Source organism: Paenarthrobacter aromaticivorans, from assembly GCF_019038615.1.
In the GTDB taxonomy this organism is placed as follows: Bacteria; Actinomycetota; Actinomycetes; order Actinomycetales; family Micrococcaceae; genus Arthrobacter; species Arthrobacter aromaticivorans.
The window spans coordinates 228,519-248,510 of the sequence record NZ_JAHOPC010000004.1; the positions used below are offsets into that span (position 1 = coordinate 228,519).

The window sequence follows — 19,992 nt, forward strand, 5'->3', positions numbered from 1 at the left end:
CAAAGGCGAAGAGTACCCATGAAAATAGTTGTCATCGGCGGCAGTGGCCACATTGGTTCGTTCCTCGTGCCCAGGCTCGTCAACGCGGGCCATGAGGTGGCCAACATCAGCCGCGGAATCCGCCAGGCCTACACCGACACACCCGAGTGGCAGCAGGTCCGCCAGGTCACAGCGGACCGGGAGCAGGAGGACCGGGACGGCACCTTCGGTGACCGGATCGTGGAACTGGGTGCCGACGTCGTGATTGACCTGGTCTGCTTTACGCTCGACTCCGCCACCGCCCTCGTGAACCGACTCCGCGGCGAGGTGGGCCACCTCCTGCACTGCGGTTCTATTTGGCGGTATGGCGCCAGCATGAAGCTGCCCATCGCGGAGGGCTCGGATTCTGCTGCGGCCCCAACCGATGAGTATGGCATCCAGAAGCGCGCAATCGCCCGCATGTTGCAAGAAGAGACGGCTTCCGGCGGGCTGGCTACGACGTCGTTGCACCCCGGTCACATCGTCGGACCTGGATGGCAGCCGATCGGGCCACTTGGAAACCTGGACCCATCCGTGTGGGAGACGATCTCCGCCGGGCGGCTGCTACAGGTTCCCGGAAGTGGCACCGAGCTGATGCATCACGTGCACGCCGACGACCTCGCGCAAGCCTTCGAGAAAGCCGTCCAGCGACGTGAAGCCGCAGCCGGGGAGGACTTCAACATCGTTGCTCCCACCGCCCTGACAGTTCGCGGATACGTCGGAATCGCGGCGTCCTGGTTCGCGAAGGAACCTCGCCTCGAGCCAGTGAGCTGGGAGGAATTCCGCAGGGTCTCCGCGCCTGGGCACGCGGATACGAGCTGGAGCCACCTGTCACGCAACCATTGCTTCAGCATTGAGAAAGCCAAGTCCCTGCTGGGTTACGCGCCCCGGTATGAGCCGGAACAGGCGGTGCGAGAGTCCATCGAGTGGCTCATCGACCACAAACAACTCAGCGTCGGCAACCTCGCCACCAGTTAAAGCTCGACGTCGGCACTCACCTGAGTACCGACGTCGAGCTTTAACTACGGGGTCAGGCTTGGTGCAGTGCTTCCTGCCGGCGCCGCTCCAACGTGTCACGGACACGCTCCACGTCCCTCGGGTAGCAGAAGTAGAGGGCGGTGAGGACGGCCGCATTGACCAGCATGAGGATCACCAGCGTCCAGAGGAACACGGCCTGGATCCCGAGGCTGGAGGCCAGGGCGCCCGCTCCGAGGGAGAAGACGGCCCACCCGATCGTCTCGAAAACGGTCAGGAAGATAGCGAAGGCCTGGCCGCGAAGTTCCGGCAGGACGACGGCTGCGACGATTGGACGGTTGGCGGGTGGGTTCGCTCCTTGGGCGAAGCCGATCAGGGCCCAGAACGCGCTGTAGATGCCGATGTTGTGGTAGTCGAATTGGGTTGCGAAGAATGCGACGGCGGCGAAGAGAACCTGGGCGCCCTGCAGGTAGGCAACCCGGCCACGGTCGGGAAGGATCCGGTCCAGGAGGGAGACGAGCCAGCCGCCGCCGGCGGTCCCGGCAAAGTAGCCGAGCCCAAAGGGCACCAGGACAATGGCGGCCACGGCATTGGTGAAGCCCCGTTCCACCACGAGGAACTGGATGCCGAAGATCGTGATGAGGAGATGCCCGGAGAGCAGGCGGGAAAGCATCATGATGGAGAAGCTTGGAATCCGGAACAGCGAGGCCACCGAGCGGACCGTGACTTTCGGGGCGAGGCGCTCGCGGGCGCTGAGGTCTGCGAGCTGCTTCTCGGAAGCGCCCACACCAGGATCTTTCAGGAGCAACGCCACCAACAGGCCAGCCAGGATGCAGATGCCACCGATGGTCCACATGCCGAACCGCCAGCCGTCAGTGATGCCTGTGAACAAGGCGATGAGCGGGGCAATGAAGGAGCTGATGAGGCTCATGAATCCGTAGAAGTAACCCGCAGCCTTGCCGCGCTGGCTGTCATCGAAGGAGTCCGCGATGATCGCGTTGGCGATCGGGCTTCCGCCGATGATCGACGCCGACATCAGGGTGTTGAGGATCAACAGTTGAACGAAGTCCTGCGAGAAACCTGCCGCTATACCGAAGACGCCACCTGCCAGGGTTGTGGCTATCAGCGCTTTCCGTCGGCCGATCTTCCCGGCAAGCCAGGCCCACGCCGGACCGGCAGGGACAGCGATGATTTTGCCGAGTGCGGCGAGCAGGCCAAGGTGGCTGCTCTGCAGTTTCAGGGCCGCCGCAATGGTCGGGAAGAGTGTGGCACTGAGGCCGGCTTCCGTATTGTCCACCACGGTGACGCCGGTGAGGACAGCGAGGTTTCGCCAGCGGTGGGGAACTTTGCTGGCTTGGGCTGCTCCTTCAGCTGGAGCTTCCGTGGAGAGGGCAGGGCTGGGTTGGGTGGTCATGGGCTGTAGGTCCTGTCTACATTGTCAGGCTGGGTTGGGGATGTGTCACTGGCTTGGAGTTACGCCGTGGGGACGGCAGCCAGTTCCTCGGCAATGGACCCGAGGGCGCTCGAGGAAACCGGGATGACGGCTGCGAGCTGGTAGAGGCTGAGCTGGGCGGGGATGTTAACCAGTTCAGTGCTGATGAGGCCGGGGAGGTGCTTCTCCACGGCTTCGCGGCCGCGGCCGTCCTGGAGCAGTTCCAGAAGGGGAAGTGTTAAGGCCGCTCCGCCGTCGGCGAAGCTGTCCATCGGAGGCAGGGGTTCCAAGGCGAGCCGCGCCCTGTCCGCTTGCTGGGCGGCGAGGAGGCGCTGGGCTGTGGGTTCGGCATCGAAAGGGATTCCGAGCCGCTGGAACTGGCTCTCGGGTGCATCGTTGGCGTGCATGAGGTTGGCCAGTGTTTTCAGGAGCCGCAGTTCCAGCTCGTCATCGAGGATTGGGTTTGTTTGGCCGGGATCGGTTTCCAGGTCAAACAGGAGCGTTCCGTGGACCCATGAGTTCATCATGGAGGTGGTCTGGAGCTGCATTGTCCGCAGTCCCTTGGTGAAGCTGAACGCTTCCGCAGGTGCCCACTGCGCGAGTTCGGCCGTAGAGAACCGAGACCGCATGTGGGTGGGCATCAGCGTGTAATCTTCCAGCGGTGCATTGGAAGGATCGACGGCGGCACGCATGTAAACGTATCGGCCGTCAGTGACGTTGACGTGGCCACCGTGGATACCGAAGAGGGCTGCCTCACGCACTTCGCTGTCGTCCTGTAGCACTGCGGCCAGATCCTGGCCTTGCATGTCTTTCGTAGGTTCGACGCCGAAGAAGCGCAGCATGGTGGGTGCGATGTCGATGGTCTGAGCGAGGGCTCCACGCCGGGTGTCCTTGCCGCCGGTGCGCGGGTCCCACAGGAACATGGGCAGGTGCACGAGTTCGTTGAACCAAGGTTGAACAGACTTGGCCCACCAGCCGTGTTCGCCGAGCAGGAAGCCGTGGTCCGTGTTCACCAGGAGGAGGGTGTCTTCCCAAAGGTTGTACTGATCCATGGCATCCAGGACCCGGCCCAGCGACTTGTCGCACATCGAGACCAAAGCGGCATATTCGTAGCGGGCGTGCTCCACCTGATCCTTAGGTTCGGTGACCTTCTGGTATCCCGGCCAGTCGAATTCGGGGCCGTCGTAATCATGCTCGTACAAAGCCTTGTATTTGCTGTGGGTGAAGAAGGGCTCGTGCGGATCGAAAAGCTCGATTTGGAGCATCCACTTGTCTGCTTCATGGTTCGTATCGATGAAGTGCAGGCCGGCGTCCACGGTTTTGGTCTGCGAGTGGTCTGCCTCGGTGGGCATGTAACTGCGGTTGATCAGGTCCTGCCGCTTCATCCCGGCACGCCAGTCCTGGCTTCCGCCGGAAGGATTTACTACACCCTTCCACGGGTCGCCCTCCTGGCCACGGAAGAACTCCCAGGTGCTGTACCGGGGATGATAGGTGGCGCCTCCGTCCTCCCAATAGTGTGGGTGGTCTGATACGAGATGCGTGTGCACTCCTGCTTTCCCCAGCATCTCCGGCATGGAATCGTCGAACGGTTCCAGCGGCCCCCAGCTGCGGTGCAGGAAATTGTGGCGCCCGGTGTGCATTTCGCGGCGGGCTGGCATGCAGGGCATCGAACCGGCGTAGAAATTGTCGAACGTGGCCGTCTTTGCTGCCAGGCGGGCGAAGTTGGGCGCATCTACGAACGTGTCCGCCGCGTAGGGGGACAGCATGTGTCTGTTGAGGCTATCGAACATGAGAATGATGGCCTTCATGGTCGCAGCTCCGCCGGTACTGCGGTGAGCGAGCGGGACGACAACTGTCCATCCAGGAGCTCCTTGCGCAGGCTGATCAGTCCAGCGACGTGGGCATCAATGGCGCTCGCGCCCATCAGGTGCAGGCGCTCGCCCACAGATTCGGCCAGCTCGGTGTCGAAAGCGATCGTGGGAGCCCATTGTTCCCTGCGGTCGCGGTTGCGGTACCTGGCGATTTCGTCCTGGCGGGTCTGGATTTCGACGTCGAGAATCCGGAGGAGTTGCTCGGCGCTCATGAAGCCGGAAAAGGACAACCGTGCACCGAGTTCCGGGTCCTGGAAACGGCTGGCCGGGTGATACGGGCCGGTGAGCCAATCGAGGAACACGGTGGCTCCTTCATCAGTGACGCGGTAGGTCTTTGCGTCCTGTGCGCCGGGCCGCGGGTCCACGCTGTGGGTCACCCAACCTTGGCTCTCCATGCTCCCGAGCGAGCGGTACACCTGGCTCATTTGCGTATTGGAGCGCAGGAACCGGCCATGGGTGTCCAGGTACTTCTTGATCTCGTAGCCCGTGCTCGGGTGCTCCAGCAGGACTCCAAGAAGGATGTGTTCGAGCTTCATTGTTCTCTCCATTGGAAGGTCATTGCGTGATGCGGGTCACGCTTTCTAAGAAAAGAATGACACAAGTGGAATGGTGAGTCAATGACACAAGTGGAATGCTTTAGTGTTCGACGGCGGCATCAGGCTAAGTTCCGGCGTCGAACCTTAACGCCCGAGCCTGTGTACACGAGGAGGGCGAAAGGCGAAGCTTAAGGAGCACAGGGGGGAACGATGTACAAAGCGCCAAACAAAGGAGTCACGGACAGCAGGCTCGACCACGCTTTCTTCGTCCTTGGTGGGGCCGCTGCGGTGTGGCTGGCATTCCTGTTGGTGGGGGAGAGCTTTCATCTGGGGTGGGGCCAGCTGTGGTTCTCCTTCGTGTTCTGGGCATTCTTGGCCTACCTGCTGCTGCCTCGCCTCCACCGGATCCTGACCACGATTTACGTCCCCGGCTACTTCATCGGCCGCGCCCGGACCAGCGACGGACTGCTCGGTGACCCCGTCAACGTGGCCCTCATGGGCACCGAGCCGCAGATCCAAGCGATCATGAGGGCTGCTGGGTGGACCATTGCGGACGACGTGACTTTTGCCAGTAGTCGCCGCATCATCAGTTCATCGATCCTGCGGCAGAGCTACACGCAGGCACCGGTCAGTCCCTTGTACCTCTTTGACCGCCAGCAGGACTTCGCCTACCAGCAGGAAGTGGACAGCAACCCTGGCAAACGCCACCACGTCCGCTTTTGGCGCTGCCCCGAGGGCTGGATGCTGCCCGGCGGGCACAAGGTGGACTGGCTCGCCGCCGGCACCTACGATCGCAGCGTTGGTTTCTCGCTGTTCACCCTGCAGATCACCCACAAGATCGAGCAGAATACCGACGTTGAGCGGGACCACATCGTACGGACGGTCGCCGAGGCTGAGCCTGCCGTGACCGTCCGTGTCATCAAGGACTTTTCCACTGGATATCACTCGCGCAATGGCGGAGGGGACTCGATCTCCACGGACGGCGATCTGCCCATCATCGACGCCCGCCGAGTGCCCGTCCCCGTCGACCAACCAGCCAGTCAGACGGACAGCCGCGACCGCCGCCCCGCACCCACCATGACGGGCGCATTCCTCGTGGTCGTCCGGGCCCTGGCGGCGCTGGCTTTGGCTGTCACGTTGCTGACCTCGGGCGGCGACATCACCAGCGAGGACGCCAACCTTGACCCACAAAGCACGACGGCGGCAATCGTCACCATAGCTGCGATCGTCCTGGTCTTCGGGTTCGGCGAGGTATTCCTTGCCTGGCGGATATTCCTGGGCAGCAACGGCGCCCGTGTGATTGCGATGGGACTCAGCTCCATCTCGATCGTGGTTCAGGCAATCGACGCCTCCACGGGGACCACCAATCTCACGCTTGAGGCAGGCCTGTCCGGCTTGGCCACGGACATCCTGGTGCTCCTGGCCCTGTCCAGCCAACGGGCCCGGATCTATGCCAAGCGCCAGCGGGTTCCGGCCGTCCCGCCGTCGGTGGTTCGCCGCGTAGCTTCCTGACCTTCTTTCACGCCGGGGGTCCCGCGACGCGCCGGGGAATGCGGCGTGTCGGTGCCGTCCGAGCGTCAAAGTGGGTCAGGAAGCCACACGCCGCAGCCACCACATAGGAAACGCCCGACGGCGGAGCGCGGGGAGCGCTGACGACGCGCACATTCACTGGGGACACAGAAACGGGCTGGCGACACCCGGATTTAGGTGTCGCCAGCCCGCTAGCGTGGCACAGAGGAAAATAGCTGTGGCAGCCGGGAAGCCTACGCAGTCACGGCCAGCGCGTCGATCTCCACCAGCATGACCTCGTGCGGGAGATCCACAAACACGGTGGTGCGGCTCGGCAGCAAACCGCTGGGCACGTTCTCGCGGATGAACTCGCCGTAAACCTCGTTCATGGCGGCGAAGTCATCGCGGGTGGTGAGGTAGACGCGGAACATGATGACGTCTTCAACGGAGGACCCGCCCGCTTCGAGGATGGCCTTCACGTTCTCCAGTGTGCGACGTGTCTGGACGCGGACGTCGCCCTCGCCGATGTACTGGTTGGTGGCGGGATCCATGGGGCCCTGGCCGGAAACCTGGAACATCCCGCCCTTTTTGATGCCCTGGGAGAATACGTGCGCCGGGGCGGGGGCGTTTTCGGTCAGTACTACGTTCTTTTCACTCATGCTGAGTTCCTTTCGTGGCTGATCCAGCCGAGGTCATTCGAGATGGCCTCGGTGCTGGCTTTGAGATCGGGCAGCAGCTCCAGCAAGCCTTCATAGCTGAGCATCACTACCGGTACCGAACAAGAGGCTGCGGCAACAACGGCGCCGCTGGCATCACGGATGGGGGCCGCGATGCAGTGCACGAATGCCTCGTGCTCAGCGTTGTCGTGGGCCCAGCCTTGGATCCTGACCTGCTCCAGTTCGGCCAGCAGGGCTTCCGGTGAGGTCAGGGTGTTCTCGGTAACTTTGACGTAGTCCAGCCCCGCCGCGATTTTTTCCTGCCGGCTGCGCGGCATGTCGGCGAGGAGGACTTTGGACACAGCGGCCGAATGCAGCGATGCAGTGAGGCCGATGCGCGAGTACATACGGACGGGGTGGTGCGACTCGAACTTATCGATGTACACCACCTCGTTCCCTTCAAACGCGGCGAGGTGGACGGTATGCCCGGTGCGGCCGTTCAGCTCGGCGAGGTGCGGGTGCGCTACCTTGCGGATATCCCGCTGTTCCAAGGCCAGCGAGGACAGTTCGAACAGTTTGGAACCGAGCATGAACCGCTGGTCTTCGTCCCGGACCACGAAGCGTTTCTCCTCCATGGCGTGCAGGAGCCGCATCACGGTGGTCTTGTGTACGGCAGCCTTGGACGCGAGCTCGTCCAGGGTTGCTGGCTTTGCGGCGAGTTCGCCGAGCAGGTCGATCGCTCGCATGAGGCTTTGGCTCAAAATGTCACGCTCCGGTTCTGGTGTTGAAATGTCCCTCTTCAACATGGATAGCAGCCCAGTCGTCATCCGAAGAATCGAGAATGGCTGCCAGTTCCCCCGCGGAAGGCAGCGGACCACGATCGCCGTGGACGGTCAAGGTGCAGGCGGCCGCGACGTGGCCCCTGCGGAGGCTCGCCTTCTGGCCAAGCCCAAACAGCATGCCGCTGAGGTAACCGGCGGCGAACGAGTCACCCGCGCCAACAGGCTCGACGACGGCGACGGACAGTGCGGGCACCTCTTCCCGGGTGCCACTCCGATCCAAAGAAATGGCGCTGATCGCCTCGTTCTTGATGACCAGCACTTGGGGGTCCGGCATCAGGCGGCGAAGTTCGGCCTCATCGGTGGTGCCGAAGGCGTGCTCGGCTTCGTCTTTACCAACAAGCACGACGTCGGCCAGGTTCGCCAAGCGCTGCAGGACCGAACGATCCTGGCCTGCCCACAGGGCCTCCCGCCAATTGACGTCGAAGCTGACGATGCGCCCGTTCCGCGGTTCGGTCATCAGGGCTTCCAGGAGAGACAAGCACTCCGGAGACAAAGCAGCCGTGATCCCACTCAGGTGGATGAGGGCCGCGTTTTCCAGCAGTGATGAAACAGCGGGATTGGAAAGCAAGGGGCGTCCCATGGCCGACGCCGCAGAACCTTGCCGATAGTACAAAACTGAGCTGCCGCCGTCGGGGTCTGATTCCTGGGCGGGGACCTTCACGTAGAGGCCCGTGGGCCGCTCGGGATCAACTTCGACGCCGGAGACTCCCACCCCGTGCGCTTGAAGCTCGTCAAGGATGCGCGTGCCGAAGCCGTCGTGGCCCACGCGGCTGACCCAGTGAGTGTCCAGGCCCATGGCCGCAAGTCCCATGGCGACATTGGACTCAGCGCCACCAATCCCGCAGTGGAGTTCGGTGGCGAGGTGAAGGGGAACAGCCTGGACAGGGGTAAGCATGGCCATTGTTTCGCCAACGCATACAGCTGAAAGCATCGTTCTCCCATTAGTTCGTGCGCTTCTCAGCGGCCTTGACTCTCGATCCGCCACCATGTTAGACATATCACCAGCAGGTTTGCAACCAGCGTTGCAAAATACGCAACGCAAATGAGAATCTCATACTGAACAGCCCCACACCGCAGCTTCAAAAACGCAGCCCCGCGAAGGGAATGAACCCGTGAACACTTCCGAAGCCATCTCGGCGCACGCCGTGGCCGGCCTTGCAGAGCGCCAGCTCGATTGGCGGCACAAGGCCATCCCGGCCACCGCCAACGGGAGCACGCATGCCCAATTCCTCGCGGCCCAGCACACTCTGGCCGATCTGCAGACGCCGCTGCTCACGCTTGATAGCGCGGCCCTCCAGGCCAACGCTGATCACCTGGCCGATTGGTGCAAGGAACACGGCGTGTTGTTGGCGCCGCACGGCAAGACCACCATGTCCCCCCAGCTCTGGACCGAGCAGCTCAACCGCGGAGCCTGGGGCATCACGTTGGCGAACTTCGCTCAGCTTCGGGTAGCCCGCGAGTTCGGGGTCCGGAATCTTCAGCTCGCCAACAGCCTCACGGACCCGCACGCCATCCAATGGGTGGCCGGAGCGTCAACTGCCGATGCGCCGATCCTGTCCTGGGTGGACTCCGTGGGAACCGTGGAGGTCATCAACCACTTGCTCGCCGGGAGCGACGCCGTGCTGGATGTGCTCGTGGAGCTCGGCGCCCGTGGAGGCCGGACCGGAGCACGTGGTGTTGATGCCGCCATGGAGGTGGCCCGTGCGGTTGCTGCCTCACCGAATCTGCGGCTGGTAGGTGTCAGCGGCTATGAAGGCTCACTCGCGCACACAGCCGACGACGCCGGACTGGGTGCCGTCCGCGGCTACCTCGCGCAGATGCGGCTTCTCCATGAGGAATTGCTCGCCGCCGGGCTGTACGGATCCGGTTCGTTGATCATCACGGCGGGTGGCAGCGCGTACTTCGACGACGTCGTCTCCGTCCTGTCGCCCTGCATCAGCACTGGCGCCGAAATGGGGGATCCGAGCGTGGACCTCATGATCCGCAGCGGCGCCTACATCATCCACGACGATGGCTTCTACCGCGGAATTTCGCCCTTCTCCCGCCAAGGCAACCAGCCGTTCCGCGCGGCAATGCACGGTTGGGCGAGGGTGGTCTCACAAACGGAGCCGGGCCTGGCCATCCTCGACGCCGGCAAGCGCGACCTCCCGTTCGATGAAGGACTGCCGGAACCGCAGCTCATCGGTCCTGTCCTTGGCGGCGCGATGGAACCACTGCAGGGAGCCGAAATCACGTCGGTCAACGATCAGCACTGCTTCATGACCTTCGACCCCGAAACCACCAGTGTCCAACCCGGCGATGTGATCCGGCTGGGCCTCTCCCATCCCTGCACAGCCTTCGACAAGTGGACCGTCATCCCTGTCCTTGCCGAAAGCGCAGGCGACCAGACCGTCGTCGACCTCATCCACACCTTCTTCTAGGACCCCTGCCATGAAGACCCTTATCAGCAACGCCACCCTGGTGGATGGAACCGGAGCGGACCGCCGCCCGGCGGACGTCCTGCTGGACGGTGCCGTGATTGCCGCCGTCGTCGACGCCGGTTCCCTCACCGCCGCGGAAACGGGCGCGGACCGCGTCATCGATGCCTCCGGCCTGGTCCTGAGCCCCGGCTTCATTGACATGCACGCGCATTCGGACTTGCAACTGCTCGTTAATAGGGAGCATTACGCCAAGCTCAGCCAGGGCGTTACCACGGAACTGTTGGGCCAGGACGGCCTCTCTTACGCACCAGTGGATGATGCCACGCTCGCCGGTGTGCGGGAGAAGATCGCTGGTTGGAACGATAACCCAGCGGACTTCGACTGGAATTGGCGGACCGTGGGGGAGTACCTGGACCGGCTGGATACCGAAGTCACCGATGCGGACGGCACTACAGGCCGCATCGCCACCAACGCTGCGTACCTCGTTCCGCAGGGCACTGTCCGGGCCATGGTGATGGGCTTCGCAGAAGGTGATCCCAGCCCGCAGCAACAGCAGCAGATGCAAGACGTGATCCGCACGTCCATGGAGGAGGGCGCCGTTGGAATGTCCTCCGGCCTGACCTACACGCCGGGCATGTACGCGCAGACCGAAGAACTCGCTGGCCTCTGCAGGACTGTGGGCGAGCTGGGTGGCTTCTATGCACCGCACCACCGTTCCTACGGCAAGGGTGCACTGGATGCCTATGCGGAGATGATCGGCCTGAGCAGGGACACAGGCTGCGCCCTTCATTTGTCCCATGCCACCATGAACTTCGCGGAGAACAAGGGCCGGGCAGGCGAACTCCTGGAGCTCATCGATAACGCGCTTGATAACGGCGTGGACATCACCCTGGACACTTACCCCTACCTCCCCGGAGCCACCACGCTCTCCGCGATCCTCCCCAGCTGGGCATCGTCCGGGGGCACGGAAGCGACGCTTGCCCGCCTCAAAGACCCCGAACCCCGCGCACGTATCAGAGAGGCCGTGGAGATCTATGGTTCGGACGGCTGCCACGGAGTGGTTGCCGAGTGGGACACCCTGGAAATCAGCGGCGTCCAGAACCCGGCGCTCGCGGCCTACGTGGGCAGGACCATCAAGGACATCGCCGCCGAGACCAACGAGGAGCCGTTCGATGTCTTCGTCCGCATCCTCGTTGATGACCGCCTAGGCACCGGAATCCTGCAGCACGTGGGGCACGAGGAAAACGTCCAGGCCATCATGAAACACCGCACGCACACCGGCGGCAGCGACGGCCTCCTGGTTGGCGCCAAGCCACACCCCCGGGCCTTGGGAACATTCCCGCGCTACCTCGGCCACTACTCCCGCGATCTCGGATTGCTCAGCCTTGAGGAAACGGTCCATCACCTGAGTGGGCGTCCGGCCGCACGACTCAAGCTCCACAAAAGGGGATTGGTCCGCGAAGGCTACGCGGCCGACGTCGTGCTGTTCGACCCGGAGACCATTCGCGACGAAGCCACTTTTGAGAATCCCCGCCAAGCCGCCAGCGGCATTTATTACGTCTTCGTCAACGGCGCAGCAGCGATCGACGGCGGCCGGCCCACCGGTGCCCGCGCCGGCCGTGCCCTGCGCCGACAGCCAGACGGACTCACCCGAGAAGGAAAGTCATGACCCCCGAACAATTCATCCAGCAGCTTGAGGCCGACCGCACCCTTGCCGTGGTCCGCGCTCCCTCCATCACGGACGCAGCGGATCTCTGCCGGGCACTGGCCGACGGCGGCATCCGCAGCGTCGAACTGACGTTCACCACGCCTGATGCGCTCAAGCACGTACAGCGTGCAGCCGAGACCGCCGCGGACCACGGCGCCGCCGTCGGAATCGGTACGGTCCTGACCGCAGACCAAGCCCGCGCAGCCATCGACGCCGGGGCAAAGTTCCTGGTCACGCCGGGCATCCGGCCCGAGGTTGCAGCAGTGGCTGTGGCCGCCGGCATTCCCTTCAGCCTTGGCGCCATGACACCCACCGAAGTGGCGCAGGCGCTTGACCTTGGGTCCGGCGTCGTCAAGATTTTCCCTGCCCGCCAGCTTGGGCCGGCGTATCTGAAGGACCTGCAGGGCCCCTACCCGGGCATTCGCTTTTTGCCTTCGGGAGGCATCGACGCTTCCAACGCCAAGAGCTACCTCGACGCCGGTGCTGCCGCAGTCTGCTGCGGCACCAGCGTGGTCCCGCCCGCAGCAGTCGCTGCAGGCAACTGGGCAGACATCGCGGCCCGTGCCGCCGCGTTTACCGGCACCCTCAAGTAGGACTCACCCAGAAAGAAACCCCCCATGAATGAATTCCTCGAATGGCTGCGGCACGACACCGCCGGCCTGCTCCTCCTGGCAGGCGCGGGCATCGCCCTCCTGCTGTTCCTGATCATCAAGGTCAAGCTCGAACCCTTCATCGCCCTGGTGGGAACCGGCGTGATCGTGGCCTTGGTGGGTGGGGTCTCAGTGGAAGCGTTGGTCGGTTCGGCCACCAAGAGCAGTGACGCCCTGATTGAGAAGGGCTTCGCTGGAATCCTTGGCCACATCACCGTGATCATCGGCCTCGGTACAGTGCTCGGTGCGATCCTCGAACGGTCTGGTGGCGCGGAAGTGCTGCTCGGCCGGCTCGTGAAGATCTTCGGAGAAAAGGGCACCCCGCTCGCCATGGGCATCACCGGTTTTGTGCTGGGTATTCCCGTGTTCTTCGATATCGGCATCTTCGTCCTGGCGCCGCTGGTTTACGTCGCTGCAATTCGCGGTGGCAAGTCGCTGGCACTGTACGCACTTCCTTTGCTGGCCGGCCTTTCCGTGACGCACGCCTTCCTGCCACCGCACCCCGGGCCCGTTGCTGCCGCCGGCCTGTTCCATGTTGACCTTGGCTGGATCATTCTCATGGGCCTCATCTGCGGTATCCCGGCCTGGTTCGCTTCCGGTATTTTGTGGGGCACGTGGATCGGCAAGCGCGTGATGGTTTCCGTGCCTGAGGACCGGATCGTTCCCGAGGCCGAGGAAGCCCGCGGCCACGAGCCGTCCATCGGACTGGTGCTGTTGGCCATCGGCCTGCCCATGATCCTCATCCTTGGCGGCACGTTCGGCAACATCTTTGCTCCTCCCGGTGTTTTCCGGGATGTGCTCCAGTTCTTCGGCAACCCGGCCATCGCGCTGACGGTCGCCGTGCTGCTGGCCATGTGGCTCCTGGGTATCCGACGCGGCATGACCTCCGCCGAGCTCAGCGAAATCACGGGTTCATCGCTTCGTCCCGTGGGCATGATCCTGTTGGTTGTTGGCGCCGGTGCCTTCTTCGGCGCGGTTCTCTCGGCTACCGGTGTAGGAAAGGCCGTGGCGGACTCGCTGGCCCAGGCCGGCCTGCCGATCATCCTCTCCGCCTTCGTGATCAGTGCGGGTATGCGCATTGCGCAGGGCTCGGCCACCGTGGCGATTGTAACCACCGGTGGCATCCTGGCCCCGAGCCTGGCGACCGGTTACTCCCAGCCGCAGCTCGCCCTGATCGTGGTGGCTATCTCCTCCGGCTCCATCATTGCCAGCCACGTCAACGACGGCGGCTTCTGGATCATCTCCAAGTACTTCAACATGTCCGTCAAGGACACCCTCAAGACGTGGACGGTCCTGGAAACGGTGTTGTCCATCGTGGGCTTCGCAATGGCGGCGCTGCTGTACACGTTCGTGAGGTAGGCGTAGCTTCACGACCTACTTTGAAAGCTAAACGGTCCCGAGATGCCGAGAGAGACGGCGTGTCGGGACTGTTTGCGTGCGAAAGAGGGTCGGGAAGCTACAGTGCTGCGGAGTCCAGCGCCGGTTAAACAAAGAGCTCCGGAGTGCGTTATTGGGGGATACGCACTCCGGAGCGGTCTTTGAGCAGGTGCTTTCGCCGTCCTGCAGTAATCACTCTACGTTGGGCGGGACGGCATTGCCACCACCTCGAATAAGTACTTTCGCTTTAGTTTTTACGGGCAGCTTCCTGCGGCTTTTTCTGCGGCACGATCAGCACGGGCCGGCGTTGGTGGTGGCTCAGCCACGCCGCCACAGAGCCGTTCAAAGCCTCGGAAATGCGATGTCCTAGGCCAGGCTCCGGCGTGCCGACAATGATCATCGAGGCGTGGATGTCCTCGGCGAGTCTTCCCAAGGCACGCGCAGGGTCTCCAGCCAGCAACCGCAGAGTCCAATCCGCCGAGCCACCATCCATGGCGTCGCCGATGAGCTTGCCCAGATCACTGCGAACAGCTGCGACATCCTCGTCATCCTTCTCCGGATGAAGCGACATCCGGTGTGTCTCGCGCGCCGGGTCCCATTCCACGAGGTAGCTGGCCTCGTCTACGTACGCGCAAACCAGGGGCACCCCGAGTTGCTCCGCCAGCGTCCGGGCCGTTTGCAGCACCTCCACATGCTGGTCGGGCAAGACGCCGACAACCAAAGGAATCCGTCCGCTGAAATTCTCCGCAGCCATACCCTATTGTTGCGCCGCGAGGTGTCCTTGAACAGGCTGTTTGGCGCCCTTCAGGGCTCGCTCGGTTTGTTCCAGGTCAGCCGCACCTTGAAGTTGGACGCAGTGCTGGCCGATGCAATGAAAGCCCCGGCCTCGGCATGGAGGTCTATGCCGAATTCCACGCTGACCTCGTCGGGCCGGTTCTCAAGGCTCAACAGCTCATCGATCACGCCCTGGACTGCGGGCCGGACATGCTCCAAGGCCCGCTGGAAAGTCTGCTGGGCCCTCGCGAAGACGCCGGAATAATCGCCTGCGTGATCGCCACCCCGGGTCACGATACTCCCGGCTGTGCTCGCGACCTCCACAACCACAGTGCCGCCGTCGTCGGTGGTGAACTCAACCAGCCGGCTCATGGCGAGGTTCCCGCGTTAGCATCAGGCCCCGCTTCAGGTCCCGCTGCAGGGACGGTGCGGAGCCGCCGTGCCATCACGACGAACACCACGCCCACCGCGCAAAGAAGCATCAGATGCAGCAGCAACGGCAGCGCCTGCGACATGTACCAGCTCTCCATGAACACGCCTTTCCCTTGGATCCAGATGATCGGTTGCAACACCGTGGGCAGCAGGAGGAGCCACGCAAACGTTCGCCTCGCCGGGTCCTTCAGAGCCAGGATGCCCGCCCAAAGTCCGAAGGCGGCAAGGATAAAACTGGCCACGACGGCGGTCACTTCCACCGTGTAGTTCAAGCCCGCGAGCCCAAAGATCGCGGCGGAAAGCACGACGCCGGTCATCGCAAGACGCGCTTGCAGGGTCCGCTCAGGCAGCCCGGCGACCATAAGCAGCAGATAACCGAGGGGTGCCAGCAGGCCGTACAGGATCCGGAGCACGATGTCACCGCCGTTGTCCTGCCAATAGTTCTCGTCGAACCACATGAAGAACACCACAATGAACGTGCCCAGCAGCCCCGCCAGTGCCAGCGCGGCGCCACCCCACGCGAGCGGTGTCCAGGCAAGTGCTGGTTGCGGCGGTTTCGCGGATGGAGTGCCCGACGCAGGAACCTGGGTGGCTGCCGGTCTCTGCGCTGCGGGGGTTGCCGTTGCCCGCCGGGGCTCCGGATGCAGGTCCGCTGTGGTGTACGAGCCCTGTGGCTCCCTGTCGGGGGAAGGCTGCTTTGCAGGCTCCGGTTCTGGTTGTTTCGCCTTCTCGATCTCAGCCCTTGCAGCGCTCGCAAGTCCGTCTGGGTCGGCCGCGTTCGGGTCTAGCGTCGCAAGTTCGGCTGAAACATCAACCACGGCTCCCCATGAGCCCAAAGACGAGTGGTAGCGGAGTTCGCCCTGGAGGTCGGAGATACGTTGACGGCGCTCGCAGTCCTGACGGCGGCTTGCTGCCTCGGGGAACTCCCGATCTTCCTGAACCAGGGCAAAGCCGTCCGCCGCTGCCAGCCAATCTCCGGCCTCTTCAGCGGCGAGTGCCTCACGGTATGTGCGGGACATGTCCAGCCGGTGCTGTGCGCTCTCCCTTAGCGCCGTGGCGTCGCGGTAGCCGGGCTCCAACGTCAGGAGGTCATCGAACAATTCAACGGCTTGCTCGAAACGCCGTGCCCTTAACTCCGCGGACGCCTGGACATAAAGAGCCCGCAATTGGGCTCGCTTCATGGCCTGGTCGGCGTTGGTTTGTGCCGACTTCGCGGTGGCGTCGTCTTTCGTACCGGAGCTCCCCGTGCCGGAGCTTACCGTGCCGGAGCCTGGGGCCTGCAGCGGGACTGACGCTTGCCAGCCGGGGGTGGGCGCCGACGTCGGGACAGCAGCTTGGCCGGCTTGCCCGCCCGAGGTGGGCGCCGACGTCGAACGTGCTTCCGAAGCCGCTGCGCGTGGCGTGCCGCGCAGCGTAAAGAGTTGAGTGGAGCCGCCCCGGACGTAGAGGGCCGGGGTGACCCATTCGAGTGTTCCGTCCGGGCTGGCCATGACCGAGATCCGGCCGACACGTGCTGCCTCGTCCACCGTTCGGCCGTTGGCGATCGCGGCGTAGAAGCCGTGGGCGAAGGCGATGGCAGCGGAGTCACTGATGGCGAATTGCATTGCGGCGACAGCGCCAATCCCGCTCCTGACCAGGGAGGAAGCAGTGCCGGAGAAGAGGTCGGATTGGCTCATCTCCCCGGACGAACAGGAGTTCAGCACAACCAGCCGCGGACGTGGAGCGGCAACACTCAGCAATGCCATGAGCCGCACGGCGCGGACCATTGCTGCCCTGCCGTCTGGCCCGACGAGGGCGATCCTGCCTTCGTCTGTGCGGGAATCGTAGTCGCCGTGGCCCACAAAGTGGACTACGTGCCATGGACCGGCAAGCAACATGGATTGCACGTCATCCCAGGTTCCGCTCCTGGACCAGACAAGTTCCACGCGTCCCTCGGCAACGGGTCCCGCTAGCGCCCTACTTAAGTGGTCCTTTTCGGCGTCGACGTCCAGCGTGGGGAGGTCCCGAGGTGAGGCAACAATGCCGAGGATGCGCAGCGGAGGAGACACGTCCAGCGGGTTCTGGTTGTAGTCGGGGGCAGGGATGTGCCGCAACAGGGGTTCTGTTTGGCAGAGGTACGTCTCGGTTTCGGGATCGAAGAGGGTCTCCCACGGCATGGTAGCCAATTCCGGGGCGGCAAGGCGCAAGACCACCCGCAGTTGCTGGCCTGCGTGTTGGGCCGCGCCCAGGCTGGCCCGGTACGTGCCGTAGACCTCGCGGGTGAACAAGGCCTGGAACAACTGCTGGCCAACTTCGCGGACTGCCATCTCGGCCACGGGCATGGTGCGGCGGGCCGCGACCGCGGAGGCAAGAACGGTCGCTTCAAGTTGGGGCAGCCGGTCCAGGATGCCGTCAACGTCCAAGGTGAACATCCCCGAAGCGTGGCCTCCCGCCGGAGCACGGACCACGTGCACCGTGTATTCGCCGCGTGCAGAGCCGGTATCGATCTCCAGCTCGATGTCACAGTCCATCGCGGATCCCTTGTGCGAGGGGCATCCGGACTCTGGGTCAAGAGCACGCCGGATATCCCTACGTACAGATTGGCCCTCAGCCGGGCTCCCCACAAGACCCTGATAGCCCTGCGCTCGTGGAGCCACATCTGCAGAGGGGCAGCCCTTGTAGACGACCCGGCCCCGGCCTACGGTTAATCCGAGGAGAGGTGGTCTGCGATGGAAATCTTCATGTGGTGGCTGGACTTGCACATGGACAGCAAGGAGTGGCTACGCGAAAACCTGCGTGCCGAGGACCTTCCGTTACAGGTCCTGCAGCACATTGCCGAGGCTGGGGGCCCTCATCCAGACAAAGTCAGTGGAGTGCTGACGGTGCAGGATTGGGACTTCATTGAGACGCAGTCGGAGTTCGTGGACTAAGGCAGGGCCCGAGCCAGCCTCGCGGAAAGCCGATTTACGTCTGCTGTGGGCTTTTCTGCTGTAAAGGTTCTTCGTGGAGAGCATTCTGGAATTGACTGACCATTTCCTGGCGGAAGGCATCGAAGTCTCCGGCCAGAGCTAGCTCAGCCAATTTCTCGTGCTCAACAGCGATCTCGTGCAGGTCGCTATAGGTACGGTGATCGACCGCCAGGTAGAGACGCAACTTGTTCTCCCACCCGTTCCACATGTTGTGCAGGGCGGTGTTCCCCGAAAATTCGTAGAAGAGCCTGTGGAAACGAAGGTGGGCGTCAATGCTGGCTGGGATGTCATTGGTGTCGGTGGCCCGGTACAGTTCCTCGATGGTCTGCTTGAGACGGAGCCGCTCGGGACCCCGCAGCGTGGGGGCTGAGAGCTCGGCAGCATAGGGCTCGACGAGTACGCGGACCGACGCGATTTCTGCGACGTCACGGGCGCTGACTTCTACGACGAAGGATCCCCGGAAGGGGACCTTTACCACTAGCCCTTCTTCCTCGAGCTTTGTCAGCGCCTCACGTAGCGGGGATCGGCTGATACCGAGGTCGGCGGCGATATGTGTCTCGCGCAGTTGTTCCCCGGGAGGCACAGTTCCGTTAAGGATGGCGGTGCGGAGTACGCGGTAGACACCATCCGGCGTCGTCATCCGCTGTTCCTGCCAGGTGAACTTGCGGTCCATGTTCCGCCTCCCTTGTCGATTGTCGATTATACCGGGCTAGCTCGTCCTGAACCGTTCGGGGCGAACGAATTCCAGCCCGTCGAGCGACTGTTTGCCGAGCGCCTCGTACGCGGCGATGTGACCAAAGCCAGTGGCATTTTTGAATCCGCCTCCGGAGAAGCCTGTGGCGCAGTAGATCCTGCTGGACCCGCCGAACCAGCCCAACAGCGGATTGCGGTCCTCGGTGTAGAGATCCGGGAAGGCGTCCGAGCGGACGATGCTGGGAACCAGGCCGGGCAGGAATTCGGTGACGGTTCCCAAAGTGTCGGCAATTTCGGCTGCTGAGAGTTCCCTGGGGAAAGCATCGGGGTCCGTTGTCACCGTGCCCCGGCCGTCCAGGGTGGCTTTGACTGTAACGCCGTCCACGGCGGGTGCTCCGTACATGGAGCGGTCCTCGTACATCCGGTTGAATGTGGGGAACTTCTCCGGGGTGAACTGCGCTGCGTCGCGGGCAACGAACCAGCTCAGGAAAACCCTGCGTGTTTCGGTGTGTGGCTTCAGGTAATCAGGCATGAGCCGCCGGGACCAACCCCCTGAGGCGACGATGACGTTCTCGAAGGTCCAGGAGGTGTCGCCGGAGCTGACGACAACGCCGTCGTTGGTTTCCCGGATGCTGGTAACAGGAGTGTTACCAAGGACCGTTGCCCCGTTGGCTTGTGCAGCGGCAATGCCTGCCGTTACTGCCCGGTCAGTCCGCAGGACACCGGCGTTGGGGTCGAACACTGCGGAGTCGTCAGCACGGAGGTTGTGCTGAGGGTAACGTTCGGCCATTTCCTCACGGCTCAGGATCTGGTGGGCAGCCCCATTGATCCGGGCAGTCTCGAGAATGCTGCGGAGGTATGGCCCATCGGTGGTGCCCATGGAGAGTCCGCCACAGCGGGTGAGGATGTCCTGTCCCGTTTCTGCCTCGAGTTCCGCCCAGAGATCCCGTGAGCGCTCCAGGATGGGATATTGCGCGGGGCTGCCGCGGTAGATCATGCGGAACAGCCGGGTGTCCCCGCCTACGGCGCTGCGTCCATGGGCCGGGGTGTGTGCTTCGAAACCGACCACGGAATCGGAAAGACGCGAGGCCTGCCAGAGTGCCATGCTTCCGATGCTGCCCAGGCCGATGACGGCCAGTTTTCCGTCCATG

Annotated in this window: 18 protein-coding genes; 7 read left to right on the forward strand and 11 right to left on the reverse strand. The window is 63.4% G+C overall.

The window, feature by feature from the left end; genetic code table 11:
- Positions 1-18: 18 nt before the first annotated feature.
- On the forward strand, positions 19-996 hold the full coding sequence (locus KSW38_RS09585) for an NAD-dependent epimerase/dehydratase family protein (protein ID WP_216924568.1): 978 nt from the start codon (positions 19-21) through the stop codon (positions 994-996).
- 52 nt (positions 997-1,048) lie between these two features.
- On the opposite strand, the gene KSW38_RS09590 is transcribed toward KSW38_RS09585, so the two are convergent.
- The 3 genes from KSW38_RS09590 to KSW38_RS09600 are packed head-to-tail and all read right to left on the reverse strand — an operon-like array spanning position 1,049 to position 4,832.
- Positions 1,049-2,407, reverse strand: a complete 1,359-nt coding sequence (locus KSW38_RS09590; RefSeq protein WP_216924570.1) for an MFS transporter — start codon at positions 2,405-2,407, stop codon at positions 1,049-1,051.
- Between the two features lie 59 nt (positions 2,408-2,466).
- Complete coding sequence (locus tag KSW38_RS09595; protein ID WP_216924572.1) at positions 2,467-4,233, reverse strand: sulfatase; 1,767 nt, start codon at positions 4,231-4,233, stop codon at positions 2,467-2,469.
- Positions 4,230-4,832 carry a PadR family transcriptional regulator gene (locus KSW38_RS09600; RefSeq protein WP_216924574.1) on the reverse strand — a complete coding sequence of 201 codons (603 nt, stop codon included), beginning with the start codon at positions 4,830-4,832 and terminating at the stop codon, positions 4,230-4,232. Before KSW38_RS09600 ends, KSW38_RS09595 begins: the two co-directional genes overlap by 4 nt.
- Before the next feature lie 210 nt (positions 4,833-5,042).
- On the opposite strand from KSW38_RS09600, the gene KSW38_RS09605 reads away from it, so the two are divergent.
- Positions 5,043-6,344, forward strand: coding sequence for an LssY C-terminal domain-containing protein (locus KSW38_RS09605; RefSeq protein WP_216924576.1), 1,302 nt, complete (start codon positions 5,043-5,045; stop codon positions 6,342-6,344).
- Between the two features lie 251 nt (positions 6,345-6,595).
- On the opposite strand, the gene KSW38_RS09610 is transcribed toward KSW38_RS09605, so the two are convergent.
- The 3 genes from KSW38_RS09610 to KSW38_RS09620 are packed head-to-tail and all read right to left on the reverse strand — an operon-like array spanning position 6,596 to position 8,827.
- On the reverse strand, positions 6,596-7,000 hold the full coding sequence (locus KSW38_RS09610) for a RidA family protein (RefSeq protein WP_216924578.1): 405 nt from the start codon (positions 6,998-7,000) through the stop codon (positions 6,596-6,598).
- The gene (locus tag KSW38_RS09615; RefSeq protein WP_223947367.1) at positions 6,997-7,743 is read right to left on the reverse strand and encodes an IclR family transcriptional regulator; all 747 of its coding nucleotides are present in this window, start codon (positions 7,741-7,743) and stop codon (positions 6,997-6,999) included. Before KSW38_RS09615 ends, KSW38_RS09610 begins: the two co-directional genes overlap by 4 nt.
- 19 nt (positions 7,744-7,762) lie before the next feature.
- Positions 7,763-8,827 (reverse strand): sugar kinase, encoded by a 1,065-nt coding sequence (locus tag KSW38_RS09620; protein WP_308169318.1) that lies wholly within the window; start codon positions 8,825-8,827, stop codon positions 7,763-7,765.
- Positions 8,828-8,951: 124 nt separating this feature from the next.
- On the opposite strand from KSW38_RS09620, the gene KSW38_RS09625 reads away from it, so the two are divergent.
- Genes KSW38_RS09625 through KSW38_RS09640 form a run of 4 tightly spaced genes read left to right on the forward strand, consistent with a single transcriptional unit; the run spans position 8,952 to position 13,976 of the window.
- On the forward strand, positions 8,952-10,259 hold the full coding sequence (locus KSW38_RS09625; protein ID WP_216924584.1) for a type III PLP-dependent enzyme domain-containing protein: 1,308 nt from the start codon (positions 8,952-8,954) through the stop codon (positions 10,257-10,259).
- A gap of 10 nt (positions 10,260-10,269) precedes the next feature.
- Positions 10,270-11,928, forward strand: a complete 1,659-nt coding sequence (locus KSW38_RS09630; RefSeq protein ID WP_216924586.1) for an N-acyl-D-amino-acid deacylase family protein — start codon at positions 10,270-10,272, stop codon at positions 11,926-11,928.
- The gene (locus KSW38_RS09635) at positions 11,925-12,560 is read left to right on the forward strand and encodes a bifunctional 4-hydroxy-2-oxoglutarate aldolase/2-dehydro-3-deoxy-phosphogluconate aldolase (RefSeq protein ID WP_216924588.1); all 636 of its coding nucleotides are present in this window, start codon (positions 11,925-11,927) and stop codon (positions 12,558-12,560) included. Before KSW38_RS09630 ends, KSW38_RS09635 begins: the two co-directional genes overlap by 4 nt.
- A gap of 24 nt (positions 12,561-12,584) precedes the next feature.
- A complete protein-coding gene (locus tag KSW38_RS09640; RefSeq protein WP_216924590.1) occupies positions 12,585-13,976 on the forward strand; it encodes a GntP family permease in 1,392 nt (463 codons plus the stop codon).
- 265 nt (positions 13,977-14,241) lie between these two features.
- Here the strand turns inward: KSW38_RS09640 and KSW38_RS09645 are convergent, their stop codons facing one another.
- Genes KSW38_RS09645 through KSW38_RS09655 form a run of 3 tightly spaced genes read right to left on the reverse strand, consistent with a single transcriptional unit; the run spans position 14,242 to position 17,710 of the window.
- The gene (locus tag KSW38_RS09645) at positions 14,242-14,748 is read right to left on the reverse strand and encodes a universal stress protein (RefSeq protein ID WP_216924592.1); all 507 of its coding nucleotides are present in this window, start codon (positions 14,746-14,748) and stop codon (positions 14,242-14,244) included.
- Between the two features lie 50 nt (positions 14,749-14,798).
- Positions 14,799-15,140 (reverse strand): CU044_2847 family protein, encoded by a 342-nt coding sequence (locus tag KSW38_RS09650; protein WP_216924593.1) that lies wholly within the window; start codon positions 15,138-15,140, stop codon positions 14,799-14,801.
- Positions 15,137-17,710 (reverse strand): CHAT domain-containing protein, encoded by a 2,574-nt coding sequence (locus KSW38_RS09655; RefSeq protein ID WP_216924595.1) that lies wholly within the window; start codon positions 17,708-17,710, stop codon positions 15,137-15,139. Before KSW38_RS09655 ends, KSW38_RS09650 begins: the two co-directional genes overlap by 4 nt.
- Before the next feature lie 198 nt (positions 17,711-17,908).
- Here KSW38_RS09655 and KSW38_RS09660 point away from each other — a divergent pair, with 198 nt between their 5' ends.
- Complete coding sequence (locus tag KSW38_RS09660) at positions 17,909-18,109, forward strand: hypothetical protein (RefSeq protein WP_216924597.1); 201 nt, start codon at positions 17,909-17,911, stop codon at positions 18,107-18,109.
- A 34-nt stretch (positions 18,110-18,143) separates the two neighbouring features.
- On the opposite strand, the gene KSW38_RS09665 is transcribed toward KSW38_RS09660, so the two are convergent.
- Both KSW38_RS09665 and KSW38_RS09670 read right to left on the reverse strand, forming a co-directional pair.
- Positions 18,144-18,821 carry a GntR family transcriptional regulator gene (locus tag KSW38_RS09665; RefSeq protein ID WP_216924599.1) on the reverse strand — a complete coding sequence of 226 codons (678 nt, stop codon included), beginning with the start codon at positions 18,819-18,821 and terminating at the stop codon, positions 18,144-18,146.
- Between the two features lie 36 nt (positions 18,822-18,857).
- Positions 18,858-19,991, reverse strand: coding sequence for an FAD-dependent oxidoreductase (locus tag KSW38_RS09670; protein WP_216924601.1), 1,134 nt, complete (start codon positions 19,989-19,991; stop codon positions 18,858-18,860).
- Position 19,992 lies beyond the last annotated feature (1 nt).